Source organism: Parvibaculum sp., from assembly GCF_035325945.1.
Lineage (GTDB): Bacteria > Pseudomonadota > Alphaproteobacteria > Parvibaculales > Parvibaculaceae > Parvibaculum.
In genome coordinates, this window is record NZ_DAOKYX010000001.1 from 288,137 (window position 1) to 301,608 (window position 13,472).

General features: G+C 64.9%; 11 protein-coding genes. 1 reads left to right on the forward strand and 10 read right to left on the reverse strand.

The features are described 5' to 3' along the window. The first annotated feature begins 116 nt into the window (after positions 1-116). Positions 117-737: a YqgE/AlgH family protein gene (locus tag PKA57_RS01415; protein ID WP_324297132.1), complete on the forward strand. Its 621-nt coding sequence runs from the start codon at positions 117-119 to the stop codon at positions 735-737. Between the two features lie 2 nt (positions 738-739). Here the strand turns inward: PKA57_RS01415 and PKA57_RS01420 are convergent, their stop codons facing one another. The 10 genes from PKA57_RS01420 to ctaD form a co-directional block, all read right to left on the reverse strand. After that, complete coding sequence (locus PKA57_RS01420) at positions 740-3,721, reverse strand: EAL domain-containing protein (RefSeq protein WP_324297133.1); 2,982 nt, start codon at positions 3,719-3,721, stop codon at positions 740-742. Positions 3,722-3,869: 148 nt separating this feature from the next. Further along, on the reverse strand, positions 3,870-4,457 hold the full coding sequence (locus PKA57_RS01425) for a GNAT family protein (RefSeq protein ID WP_324297134.1): 588 nt from the start codon (positions 4,455-4,457) through the stop codon (positions 3,870-3,872). 96 nt (positions 4,458-4,553) lie between these two features. Then, positions 4,554-5,825, reverse strand: coding sequence for a pitrilysin family protein (locus PKA57_RS01430; RefSeq protein ID WP_324297135.1), 1,272 nt, complete (start codon positions 5,823-5,825; stop codon positions 4,554-4,556). Positions 5,826-5,843: 18 nt separating this feature from the next. Beyond that, positions 5,844-7,247, reverse strand: a complete 1,404-nt coding sequence (thrC, locus tag PKA57_RS01435; RefSeq protein ID WP_324297136.1) for a threonine synthase — start codon at positions 7,245-7,247, stop codon at positions 5,844-5,846. Positions 7,248-7,360: 113 nt separating this feature from the next. Further along, entirely contained in the window at positions 7,361-8,872 is a 1,512-nt protein-coding gene (locus PKA57_RS01440) for a carboxypeptidase M32 (RefSeq protein ID WP_324297137.1), read from the reverse strand. 7 nt (positions 8,873-8,879) lie between these two features. Next, positions 8,880-9,623, reverse strand: coding sequence for an SURF1 family protein (locus PKA57_RS01445; protein WP_324297138.1), 744 nt, complete (start codon positions 9,621-9,623; stop codon positions 8,880-8,882). A 108-nt stretch (positions 9,624-9,731) separates the two neighbouring features. After that, positions 9,732-10,571 (reverse strand): cytochrome c oxidase subunit 3, encoded by an 840-nt coding sequence (locus PKA57_RS01450; RefSeq protein WP_324297139.1) that lies wholly within the window; start codon positions 10,569-10,571, stop codon positions 9,732-9,734. A gap of 50 nt (positions 10,572-10,621) precedes the next feature. Then, the gene (locus tag PKA57_RS01455; protein WP_324297140.1) at positions 10,622-10,834 is read right to left on the reverse strand and encodes a hypothetical protein; all 213 of its coding nucleotides are present in this window, start codon (positions 10,832-10,834) and stop codon (positions 10,622-10,624) included. A 2-nt stretch (positions 10,835-10,836) separates the two neighbouring features. Beyond that, complete coding sequence (cyoE, locus tag PKA57_RS01460; protein WP_324297259.1) at positions 10,837-11,763, reverse strand: heme o synthase; 927 nt, start codon at positions 11,761-11,763, stop codon at positions 10,837-10,839. Between the two features lie 61 nt (positions 11,764-11,824). Further along, positions 11,825-13,432, reverse strand: a complete 1,608-nt coding sequence (ctaD, locus tag PKA57_RS01465; protein WP_324297141.1) for a cytochrome c oxidase subunit I — start codon at positions 13,430-13,432, stop codon at positions 11,825-11,827. Between the last annotated feature and the right edge of the window lie 40 nt (positions 13,433-13,472).

A 13,472-nucleotide genomic window follows, 5' to 3' on the forward strand; every position in this document is an offset into this window, starting at 1 on the left:
ACTCGGAATGGAGCGTTTCTCCTCCTATTGGGACGTGACAGCGACGCCGCAAGAGGCGAAAATATAAATGTTCGCAAGGTCCTTGAGCGCAGCACGGTGGGAGCTACATATTTTTCATGAGCCCATTGTCGTCAGACCTGAGCTACAAGGCCGGAGAGGACGGCTTCCTCGAAGGCAAGATGCTCATCGCAATGCCCTCGATCGGCGACGCCCGGTTTGAGCGCACGGTCATCTACATGTGCGTGCACAATGCCGAGGGCGCCATGGGCATCGTCGTCAACAAGCCCGCGCCGAACATCACGCTTCCCGATCTTCTCGATCAGCTGTCCATTCCTCTGCCGAATGAGAGCCCCCTGCGCCGTCCGGGCCGCAGCGAGTGCCCCGTTCTGGTCGGCGGGCCGGTCGAGGCGGGGCGCGGCTTCCTGCTTCACACGCAGGATTATTTCTCCGAGGATTCGACCCTGCCCGTCGATGAGGATGTGGGGCTCACCGCAAGCGTCGACATTCTGCGCGCCATCGCGCATGGGCACGGGCCCCGCCACGCCATTCTCGCGCTCGGCTATGCGGGCTGGGCCCCCGGCCAGCTCGAAGCCGAAATTCAGGCCAATGGCTGGCTCCATTGCGACCCCGACACGGAATTGCTGTTCGGCCCCGACCTTGATGACAAATATCACCGCGCGCTGGCGAAGCTCGGCATCGACCTGTCGCTGCTCTCCGGCGAGGCCGGGCACGCCTGAGATCAGCGTGAATTTCGGGCGATGAAGTCGAGCGCCTCGGCGGCGCGCATCGGCTGGCCGAAATAATAGCCCTGCCCATAGTCGCAGCCCATGGCGGCGAGATCACGCGCCTGTTCCTCGCTTTCGGTTCCCTCCGCAACGACCTCCATGCCGAGGTCATGCGCCAGCGTGACCATGGAACGGATGATCATTGGCGTTTCGCGATCCGCCGCCATGCCGGCGACGAAGGAGCGATCGACCTTCAGCGTATCGAAGGGGAAACGCTGGAGATAGGACAGGCTCGAATAGCCCGTTCCGAAATCGTCGAGCGACAACCCCGCGCCGAGCCCCTTCACGCGGGCAAGAACCTGCGCGGCGAATTCCGGGTTCTCCATCACGAGCGATTCCGTGACCTCGAGCTTCAGCGATCCGGGCACGATGTCGATGCGGCGCAGCACGCGCTTCACATCCTCGATGAGATCGTGACGGAGAAGCTGGCGGCTCGACACGTTCACACTCGCAAAGAGCGGGCGCTCCAGAGGAAAGAGCCGCTGCCAGGTCGCAAGCTCCTCGCTCGCGGCGCGCAGCGCGAAACGTCCGATATCGTGGATGAGGCCAAGCTCCTCGGCGAGCGGCACGAAGAGATCCGGCGTGAGCACGCCCTGCTGGGGGTGGTTCCAGCGCACCAGCGCCTCGAAGCCGCGCACGCTGCCGTCCATCAGCGAAACGATGGGCTGATAATAGATTTCGAGTTCCCGCCGCTCGAGCGCATGGCGAAGATCGGTCTCGAAGCCGAGCCGGTCCTCGGATTCGCCGCGCATGCCCGTTTCGTAGAATTCGATGCGCGCCTTGCCCGACCGCTTGGCGCGGTACATGGCGATCTCGGCTTCGTTCAGAAGCTCCTCGGGCCGCTCGTGGCTGTCCTCGCAAATGGCGACCCCGATGGAGGAGGTCGGGAAGACCTCATGGCCCGCGATCTCGATCGGCTGGGAAAGGAACTCGGCCAGTGCCTCGGCAAAGGCGTGCGCATCGTCCCGATGCGTTCGCGTTGTGAGGAGAATGGCGAACTCGTCCCCGTCGATGCGGGCGACCGTGTCCTCCTGGGTGACGAGGGATTCGATCCGCCGCGCCACCGCGATCAGAAGCGCATCGCCGCCGGAATGGCCGAGGCTGTCATTCACCGTCTTGAAGCGGTCGAGATCGACGAGGAGAAGGGCCGCGCGCGGGCGGTCCATCATGCTCGTTCGGCGGATCGCGCGGTCGAGCCGGTCCATGAAGAGCGCGCGATTGGGAAGGCCGGTCAGGCTGTCATGCACGGCGTCGTGGAAGAGGCGTTCTTCCGCGAGCTTGCGCGGGGTGATGTCGCTTGCCGTGCCGACGCAGCGATTGGCGAAGCCCTCCGGCCCTGCAACGCAGCTCGCATTGAGCGCGATCCAGCGAAACGCGCCATCGGAATGCCGCATGCGGAATTCGAGGGTGAAGGCGACATTGCCGCGCCCGATATAGCTGTTGAGCGCGTTTCTGTAGGATTCGCGGTCCGCCGGATGCATGTGCTCGCGCCACGCGACCTCGGTGCCGCCAAGCGCGCCCGGATCGAGCCCGAGAAGCGCCTCGACCGAGGGCGAGACATAGAGCGTGTCGGCGGTGATGTCCCAGTCCCAGACGCCCTGCCGCGCGCCCGAAAGCGCGAAGGCGTTGCGCTGCTCGCTGCGGACTGCGCCCACATCGGCGCGCCGCCTGCCGCCCTGCGCCTGATAGGCGGCGGCGAAGGCGAAGAGAACGAGCGCGATCGTGAAGAGGCCGATGGCGAGCGGCGTGCCGATGAAGGAGCCCGGCAGCCAGCCGAACGCATTGAAGGCCGCGACAAATCCTGAAAGGCCGAAAAGCACCGTACCCGGAATGAGAAGCTGGGCCGGGCGAACGCCGCGAAGCGCCGCGAGGACGAGAAGCGGCCCGCCGCCGAAGAGGGCGAGCATGAGCCCGAGCCTGACGAGAAGCGCGCCGGCAGGCGGGCTCAGCATGGCGACGAGAATTGTCACTGGCGCGGCGAGCGCGAGGAGGCGCGCAAACTGCGACTGCCAGCGGACGTGGCGCTCGAGATCGAGGAAATGACGCTCGAGCGCGAAGACGGCGCTTAAGAACAGTGCTAGCGCGCCCGTTCGCATCACCGAATCCCAGCGCGCCGATGCGCCCGTCATGGTCGCCAGATAGCCGAATTCCGCCAGTTCGACGAGAAAGCCCGCCGCGAGCAGAAGCGCGGTCGCGCGCGTGGCGGGCGTCTGCGTCAGAACGGCGAGCGCCGCGAGATAGATGGCGAGCGCGGCGATGACGCCGAGCATGCCGCCTTCAATGAGCGACAGGCGCCGGTTGAAGGACTGCCAGGCCTCCGGGCTCCACATATAGAGCGAGGTCGGCTCCGGGCGGTCGGAATGAAGCGCGACGGTGACGCTCGTTGCGGGATCGACCGTCAGAGAGAAAACGGCAAAGCCCGGCCGCTCGTCCGAGGGCATGCGAAGGGGATCTTCCGCACCCGCCGTATAGGCACGATCGACGCCCGGCGCAGGCACGGGCCAGAGGAAGTTGAGGAGGCCCTTGCCGCGCATGTCGGCGATGAGATAGCGGTTCGCGGGTTCCTCGCCGCGATTGCGGAGCGCGGTGGCAAGCCAGATGCCGTTCGCCTCTTCGGAACCATCGGAAAGCGTGATCCTGCCATCATCCACAGCGTCGCCGCCATCGGCTTCGGGTGCGGCTTCCTTTTCGGCGGGAGCGGTGGGCGGCGGCGCCTTCTGCGCGGCGCCGGGCTCCTCCTCGGCGGGCGCTGCTTCCGGCGCTTCTATGGTGAGCTTGCGGCCCTTCTCCTCATAGCGCTCCATGAAGGGCGTCAGATTGACGACCGGACGGTGATCGTCGAGCACCACCGCATCGAGCGCGCGCGCGGCGGACGGCATGAAGACGACGCAGGACAGCAGCACCATGAAGGCGCCGGCCGCACGCATGGCCGTCATGCGCGGCGCGCGGCGGAGCAGACGAAATTGCGACAAGATCGCGCCCGGCTGAATGAAACTTCCGGGGCATGACTTGCCCGGAAAGCCCCCGACTTTCCAGTTCATGCCCCAAGGCCTACTTGCCGCATCGGTCCCCCTTCTCAAAATCTCACGGCCGCGGGTCGTCGCGCAGAATGGCAAAGACGAGATGATCGCGCCACACCCCATTTATCCTCAAATAGCCCCGCGCATATCCTTCCTCGCGGAAGCCGCATTTGCGAAGCACGGCCTTGGAGCGCTCGTTCTCCGGCAGACAGGCCGCCTGCAGGCGATGAAGTTTCAACTCCTCGAACACATAGGGAATCAGCGCCCGCACCGCCCGCGTAACATAGCCCCGCCCCGCATGGATTTCCCCCGCCCAATAGCCGAGCGCGCATGATTGCTGAACCCCACGCTGGACGTTCGACAGCGTACATCCGCCGACAAGCGCCCCATCTTCCTCGCGAAAGATAAAAAATGGGTAGGCGCGGTCTGCCCTGATCTCGCGCAGATAGCGGCGAGTGCGGCGGCGGTAGGAGGCCTTGCTGAGATCGTCCTCGGGCCAGGTCGGCTCCCAGGGCGTGAGAAAGGCCCTGCTCTTCTCGCGCAAGGCCGCCCATTCCTCATAGTCGCCCATTTGCGGGCTGCGCAGGCGCACCCCGTCGCCGATGATGAGGGGAGCGGGCTCGGGTCTCGATATGGATCTGAGAAAGGCCATGGATGCGCGGCTCCCTACGCGCAAGCCATTCCGCCGGATCTTCTGCCGGAACCCGCAGTGGCGGCACACCGGACCGCCGGCGCGTCTCACACGTCGTCAGGCAAATCTTGCCGCGAGACGGTCGTAGGATTCAAGTCCGCCGCCAGCGCCATCGAGCGGGCCCACGGCCGCGATCGCGGGACGCGGCTTCGACAATATGCGGCCGGCGAAGCGCCGGACCGCCGCCGCATCGACCTCATCGACCTTGGCGATGATCTCGTCGATCGGCAGGACGCGGCCGTGAACCGAATATTGCCGCGCGATCTGTTCGGCGCGCGAAGAAGAGGATTCGAGGTTCATCATGAGCCCGGCCTTCATCTGCGCGCGGGCGCGGGCCGTTTCCTCCTCGGTCGCGTCTTCGGCCATGCGGCCGATCTCGCCCGCGATGACGGGCATGAGTTCGGCGAGATCGTCGGGAGAGGTGCCGGCATAGACGCCGAGGAGCCCCGTATCGACGAAGGACCAGGCGTAGGAGAAGACCGAATAGCAAAGGCCGCGCTTCTCGCGTACCTCCTGGAAGAGACGCGACGACATTCCGCCGCCGAGCATGCTCGAATAGATCTGGGCCGTGTAGTAGTCGGGATCGCCGTAAGCGGGGCCCTCGAAGGCCAGCGCCACATGCGCCTGCTCGAGATCGCGCGTCTCGCGCTTCTCGCCGCCGCTGAAATTCGCGGGCTCGGCGCCATTGTTCAGGCGGCGCGGCAGCTCGCCGAAACTCTCTTCGGCAAGACCGACAAGGCGCTCGTGATCGACGGCGCCAGCCGCCGCGAGCACCATGCTCGGCGCGTGATAGCGCTCTTCCATATAGCCCCTCAGCACCTCGCGGCCGAAGGCCTTGACCGTATCGACCGTGCCGAGAATGGAGCGGCCGAGCGGCTGGTCCACATAGGCGGCTTCGAGAAGATGGTCGAAGACGAGATCGTCGGGCGTGTCGAGGGACTGGCCGATTTCCTGGATCACGACGCCGCGTTCGCGCTCCAGTTCGGCGGGCTCGAAGACCGAGTTCTGAAGAATGTCGGCGAGAAGATCGACGGCGAGCGGCAGGTCGTTCTTCAGAACGCGCGCATAATAGGCCGTCGCCTCATGCGTCGTATGCGCATTGAGGTGACCACCGGCGGATTCGATTTCCTCCGCGATGGCGCGCGCCGAGCGCCGCTCCGTGCCCTTGAAGGCCATGTGCTCGAGAAGATGCGACACGCCGTGCTGGGGCGCGCTTTCGTTTCGCGCGCCGGTATTGACCCAGACCCCGACAGACGTGGTTTCGAGATGCGGCATGTGATCGCTCACCACGGTGAGGCCGTTGCCGAGCCTTGTCACGTTGACGGACATGGAATTCTCCTGACTTGCTTACGCTACTACTGCTCGCGCCCGCTCCCTGATGAAGGACTCGACCGCGTGAAGGTCGTTGGGGAGCACGCTCAGGCGCTCCTCCCGCTCGAAAAGATCACGCATGCGAGGCGGCAATTCGGGATGGATGCCGGACGCCTTCTTCACCGCGTCCGGGAATTTCGCCGGATGCGCGGTCGCCAATGTCACCATGGGCGTCGCGCCGTCGCCGCGCTGGGCGCGCGCGGCCGCGAGGCCGACGGCCGTATGCGGATCGACGAGTTCGCCGGTCTCGGCGAGCGTCCTTGCGATCGTCTCGGCCGTTTCCGCCTCATCGACGCGGCGGGCGGAAAACAGCGTGCGGATCGCCTCGAGCCGCAAGGGTTCGATGGTGAAGGAGCCCGCCTGCGCGAGGCTCTGCATCAGGCGGCTCACCGCCGCGCCGTCGCGCGAATAGGCATCGTAAACGAGGCGCTCGAAATTCGACGAAACCTGAATGTCCATGCTCGGGCTCATGGTCGGCACGACCTCGCCGACCTCGTAGCGCCCGCTGGCGAGCGTGCGCGCGAGAATGTCGTTCTGGTTCGTCGCCACGATGAGCTTTCCGACCGGAAGGCCCATTCGGCTTGCCGCATAGCCGGCGAAAATATCGCCGAAATTGCCGGTCGGCACGGAGAAGGACACCGGCCGCGCGGGACTGCCGAGCGCCACCGCGCTCGTGAAGAAATAGACGATCTGGGCCATGACCCGGCCCCAGTTGATCGAGTTGACGCCCGCAAGCGCCACCTCGTCGCGGAAGCCGTGGTCGTTGAACATCGCCTTCACGAGCGCCTGGCAATCGTCGAAGGAGCCTTCGATGGCGATGTTGTGGACATTGGCGTCGGGCACCGTCGTCATCTGACGGCGCTGCACGTCGGAGACGCGGCCCTTCGGATGCAGGATGAAGATGTCGCTCGTCTCGCGGCCGCGGAAAGCCTCGATCGCCGCCGAGCCGGTATCGCCCGAGGTCGCCCCGACCACGGTGATGCGCGCGCCCCGCTTCGCCAGCACATGATCGAAGAGCCGGGCGAGGATCTGCATCGCCACGTCCTTGAAGGCGAGCGTCGGGCCGTGGAAAAGCTCCAGAAGCCAGTCGTTCACGTCGAGCTGCTTCAGGGGCGCCACCGCCTTGTGGCCGAAGCCGCGATAGGCCTCCTCGATCATCCGCGCGAGATCCGCCTCGGCAATGGCGCCGCCGATGAAGGGGCTCATGACCCGGAGCGCGACTTCCTGATAGGAAAGCCCCGCCAGCGCCTTGATCTTGCGCTCGCTCAGCTGCGGCCACTCTGCGGGCACGTAGAGCCCGCCATCGCGGGCGAGGCCGGCGAGCAATACTTCTTCGAATTCAAGCGCCGGGGATTGGCCCCTTGTGCTGACGTATTTCACCATAATCTCCAGGATAGCCGGGTCCATACGGCCGGTCGGGGGCTAACCTAACCCCGGCGAGGGAACGAGGCAAACATGCGATTCGAATTGAGCGAAGAGCGCGCCGGACTGGCCTAGCAGCCGAGATATCGCTCCTCTATATGGCGCCGGAAGGCTGCCGTGCCAAGGGGCTCGCCGGTCGCCGCAAGGATGATGCCGTCAGGCTCAAGGCGCGAGCCATGGCCGTGGACATTATCCCTAACCCACTGAAGGAGAAGCGAAAAATCGCCCTTCCCCAGCGCCGGCTCGATGCCGGGATCGGCCCTTTTCGCCGCGGCAAAGAGCTGCGCCGCCGCAAGCGCGCCGAGCGTATAAGTGGGAAAATAACCGAACGATCCGGACGGCCAGTGAATGTCCTGCATGCAGCCCGAAGCATCGTCCGGCGGGCGGATGCCGAGCGCCTTTTCCATGCCCTCGTTCCATGCGGCGGGTAGATCGGCGGCGCCGAGATCGCCGGCGATCATCGCGCGCTCAAGGCGATAGCGCAGGATGACATGGAGCGGATAGGTCACCTCGTCGGCCTGCACGCGGATGAGGCTCGGCTGAACGCGGCGATAGTGGCGAAGCAGGTTCTCCGGCGTCCATTCAGGCCCCTCGCCGCCGAAGATCGACTTCAGACGCGGGCTCAGAAAGGCGATGAAGGGTGCCGAGCGTCCCGCCTGCATCTCGAAAAGCAGCGACTGGCTTTCATGGATCGTCATGCCGCGCGAGCGGCCGACCGGCTGGCCGCGCCATTCGGCCGGAAGCCCGCGCTCATAGAGCGAGTGCCCCGTTTCGTGGATGACGGCCATCAGGCTTTCGGTGAAGTCCGCCTCGTCATATCGGGTGGTGATGCGGCTGTCCTCCGGCACGCCGCCGGTAAATGGATGGTGACTCACATCGAGCCGGCCATGCCTGAAATCGAAGCCGAGCGCATCCATAACCTCTCGGCCGAGCCTTTCCTGAAGCGCGACGGGAAAGGGACCGGAAATGGGCAGATGCGCGGGACGCGCCCCCTGCGCTTCCATGACGCGCCGTAGCATGTCCGGCAGGAAGCTCTCGATCTCGTCGAAGAGGCGGTCGATTTCGGCGGAACGGCGGCCGGGGTCGTAGCTGTCGAGCAGCGCGTCATATGGCGCAAGGCCGAGCGCATCGGACTTGGCGGCGGCCTGCTCGCGGACAAGCGTGATCAGCACATCGAGCGCCGGCGCAAGGCGCGCATGATCGTTCGCCGCGCGGGCGCTGCGCCAGATCATCTCGGTTTCGGATTTCTGGTGCGACAGCTTCTCGACGAGATCGGCGGGCGTCGCCGTCGCATGGGCGTGGATGCGCGCCATCTCATCGAGATTTGCGCGATCCCATTCGGGGAGCGAGGCGGCGGTTTCCCGCGCGCTCGCCAGAAGGTCGGCCATTTGCGGCGCGGTGATGAGCTCATGCGCGACGAGCGCGAGCGCTGCCTGCTGCTCCGCGCGCGCCCGCGCGCCGCCCTCCGGCATCATTGTGGCCCGGTCCCAATGCAGAACCGCCTGCGCGCCCTGAAGCGCGGAAAGGCGGTGGAAGCGCGCCTTCAACGCCTCATAGGCCGAGATCGAATTGCTTTCACTCATGGTCGGATCAGGCTTTCGGACGGCCGACGCGCCCGCGGCCGCGATGATAGAAAAAGTAGATGACAAGCAGCGCCGCCGCGAGGCTGAACCAAGTGAGCGCATATTGCAGGTGCTCGTTGCGTATATCCACATGCGTGCGCCCGCCTTTCGGCAGGCCGCCGGGATTGGGCGTCGCATCCGCCTCGACGAAGAAAGGTGCGACCGGGCCGAGATGCGATGCCGCGGCCATCGCCTGCGGATCGCGCGTGAACCAGAGGTTCCTTTTGGTGTCGTCCGGCGGCGTGAAGGTGTCGCGCCTTTGCGGCATGCGGACGATGCCGACGACCGTGACCTCGCCCGCGATCTGGCCTGCCTCTCTCGTCGCCTGATCCTTGCGCTCCTCCGGCACGAAGCCACGATCGACCAGCACGATACCGCCCGATGAAAGCAGCAGGGGCGTAATGATGTCGTAGCCCGGCGTTCCCCTGTCGGCCTGCGTGAAGTAGTGAAACTCGCTGTCGTGGCGGAAGGTACCCGTCAGGCGGAGATGGCGGTATTCGAGCGCGGCGACATCGAGCGTGGGCCAGCTCGCCTCGGGCGGCGCATCGGCGGCGGGCGCCGACATGCGCTCGTCGATCCTGGCGATGAGGGCGAGCTTCCAATCGAGCCTCTGGAGTTGCCAGATGCCGAGCCCGACCAGAAGCGCGAACATCGCGGCCGTGGCGACGGTCGGCCACAGAAGCGGACGGAAAAAACGGTTGCGAGCGAGCATTCCATGCCGAACCGGCGTGGTGCCGCCGGTTTCTCCATTGTCAAAAACGAAGGGCGGGACCGCGCTCGCGAACCCGCCCTCCCCGTTCAATTCGAAGAGCTTCCTCGATCAGCCCGCATGGATGACGGCGCCGTGAGAGCCCCAGACATAGATGCAGGCAAAGAGGAAGAGCCACACCACGTCGACGAAATGCCAGTACCAGGCGGCAGCCTCGAAGCCGAAATGATGCTTCGGCGTGAACTGCCCGGCAAGCGCGCGGCCGAGGCAGACCGCGAGGAAGATGGTGCCGACGAACACATGGAAGCCGTGGAAGCCGGTCGCCATGTAGAAGGTCGCGCCATAGATGTTGCCCGCGAAGGAGAACTCCGCATGGTGGTACTCATAGGCCTGAAGGGTGCTGAAGATGATGCCCAGCACCACCGTCAGAACGAGACCCTGAACGAGGCCCTTGCGATCGCCGTGCTGAAGCGCGTGGTGCGCCCAAGTGACGGTCGTGCCCGAGGTGAGCAGGATGAGCGTGTTCAGCAGCGGGATGTGCCAGGGATCGAAGACCTCGACGCCCTGGGGCGGCCAATGCCCGCCGGTGAAGGCGGCGCGGGCGGCCTGAATGGGCTCGCCGGTAAAGAGGCTCGCATCGAAGAAGGCCCAGAACCAGGCGACGAAGAACATCACCTCGGAGCTGATGAAGAGCAGCATGCCGTAGCGCAGGTGAAGCTGCACGACCGGCGTATGGTCGCCGCGATTGGCCTCGCGCACGACGTCGCTCCACCAGCCGATCATGGTGTAGATCACGATGGCGAAGCCGGGCGCCATGTACCAGATCGGCGAGCCGTGGAAATACATCACCGCGCCGACGCAGAGGACGAACGCGCCCACCGAGCCGACGATGGGCCAGGGGCTCGGGTCTACGAGATGATAATCGTGATGTTTGGCGTGAGCGTCAGCCATGTCCCCTCTTCTCCGCTTCCAATCCGGCGGTCACTGCGCCGGAACATTTCTTATACAACCTGTTCCATGCCAAGAACGGCGCCGACGACGGGCCGCTTGGCGACATTGCCGCCGAGTTTGGCGATGGTGACGATGAAAAAGAGCGTCACCAACGCACCGAGTACCAGGGCCAGCGCCACGCTGCGCTGGCGTCGGCGCTTCAACTGTTCTTCGCTCCACTGGCGCGGCAGCTCCTGCCCGCCATGGTTGTCGCCTTCCGCCATGCCTATCCCCACAGTTCCAGCGGCCGCGCGAGGCCGAAGCCCTGTTCGACGAGCAGCGTGCTGAAAACGAGAAAGAGGTAGAGGATGGAATAGGCGAAAAGCTGCTTGGCCGCCTTGTCCTGCGTCTTCTTCTCCTCCGCCGTGTCCGCCCGCGTCCTGAACACGCGGAAGGCGAAGACGAGGAACAGAGCGCCGAGAACGGCCGCGAACGCCGTGTAGAAGATGCCCGCAAATCCGAGGAAGCCCGGCGCCAGCGTTACCGGCACGAGAAGCGCCGAATAGATCAGGATCTGGCGGCGCGTCTCGGCCTCGCCCGCGACGACCGGCAGCATCGGCACGCCGGCATGCTCGTAATCGTCGGAACGGAAGAGCGCCAGAGCCCAGAAATGCGGCGGCGTCCACATGAAGATGATGAGAAAGAGGACGACCGAGGGGACTGATACCGTGCCCGTCACCGCCGCCCAGCCGATCATCGGAGGGAAGGCGCCGGCCGCGCCGCCGATCACGATGTTCTGCGGCGTGCGGCGCTTCAGACCGATCGTGTAGATGACGGCGTAGAAGAAGATGGTGAAGGCGAGAAGGAAGGCCGCCGTGTAGTTGACGGCCAGCGCCATCATCAGCACGGAGCCCACCGAAAGCGTCAGGCCGAAACCGAGTGCCTCGCGCGAGGTGATGCGGCCTGCCGGCACGGGCCGGTTGATCGTCCGCGCCATCTTCGCGTCGATGTCGGCGTCGTACCACATGTTGAGCGCGCCGGAGGCGCCGGCGCCGATCGCGATGCAGAGAAGCGCCGTGAAGGCGATGACCGGATTGATCTCGCCAGGCGCGACCACAAGACCGACGAGCGCCGTGAAGATCACGAGCGACATCACCCGCGGCTTCAGAAGCTCGAAATAGTCCCCGGGCGAGGCCATGCCGATTTGCGGCATGGCCTCGTTTCCGAGATGGCGATCTGCGATCGAAGTGTCAGACATATCCGGTCCTGGCCGCTTATCTGATGCGCGGCAGTTCGTTGAACTGGTGGAACGGAGGCGGCGACGAGAGCGTCCATTCGAGCGTCGTCGCGCCCTCGCCCCACGGATTGTCCGCCGCCTTCTGCTTCTTCGCGAAGGCGTGAACGACGCCCACGAGGAAGATCAGCACGCCGAAGGCCGAGATGTAGGAACCGATCGAGGAGATGTGGTTCCAGAAGGTGTAGACGTCCGGATAGTCCGCATAGCGGCGCGGCATGCCGGCAAGGCCGAGGAAGTGCTGCGGGAAGAAGACGATGTTCACACCAATGAACATGACCCAGAAGTGCAGCTTGCCGATCAGCTCGCTGTACATGTAGCCCGTGATCTTCGGGAACCAGTAGTACCAGCCCGCGAAGATGGCGAAGACGGCACCGAGCGAGAGCACGTAGTGGAAATGCGCCACCACGTAATAGGTGTCCTGAAGGACGCGGTCGATGCCGGCATTGGCGAGCACGACGCCCGTGACGCCGCCGATCGTGAACAGGAAGATGAAGCCGATCGCCCAGAGCATCGGCGTCTTGAACTCGAGCGAGCCGCCCCACATGGTCGCGATCCACGAGAAGACCTTCACGCCCGTCGGCACGGCGATGACCATCGTGGCCGCGACGAAATAGGCCTGCGTGTTGACCGAGAGGCCCACCGTGTACATGTGGTGCGCCCAGACGACGAAGCCGACGACGCCGATCGCGACCATGGCATAGGCCATGCCGAGATAGCCGAAGACGGGCTTGCGCGAGAAGGTGGACACCACCTGGCTGACGATGCCGAAGCCGGGCAGGATCATGATGTAGACTTCGGGGTGGCCGAAGAACCAGAAGAGGTGCTGATAGAGGATCGGGTCGCCGCCGCCTTCGGGCTTGAAGAAGGTGGTGCCGAAGTTGCGGTCCGTGAGCAGCATGGTGATCGCGCCGGCGAGAACCGGTAGCGAGAGCAGCAGCAGGAACGCGGTCACGAGCACGGACCAGACGAAGAGCGGCATCTTGTGCAGCGTCATGCCCGGGGCACGCATGTTGAAGATGGTGGTGATGAAGTTGATCGAGCCGAGGATCGACGAGACGCCCGCGATGTGGATCGAGAGGATCGCGAAGTCCATCGCCGGTCCGGGCGTGCCGGTCGTCGAGAGCGGCGGATAGATCGTCCATCCGCCTGCGACGCCATCGCCGCCCGGCTGGCCGGGAACGAACATCGAAATGATGAAGAGCGCGAAGGCGACGGGCAGCAGCCAGAACGAGATGTTGTTCATGCGCGGGAAGGCCATGTCCGGCGCGCCGACCATGAGCGGCACGAACCAGTTGCCGAACCCGCCCATCATCGCCGGCATGACCACGAAGAAGATCATGATCAGGCCGTGCGCGGTGACGAGCACATTATAGAGATTGTGATCGAGATGCAGGATTCCGCCGCCCGGATACATCAGGTTCATGCGGATCATCACCGACATCGTGCCGCCGATCAGGCCGGCCACGATGGAGAAGATGAAATACATCGTCCCGATGTCTTTGTGGTTGGTCGAATAGAGGTAGCGCCTCCATCCGGTCGGGTGGTCTGCGTGACCGGCGTGCGCAGTCTGAGCTTGCCCTGCCATCTGTCTAACCCTTCGCTCTGTCTTTCAAATATTCTGTAAT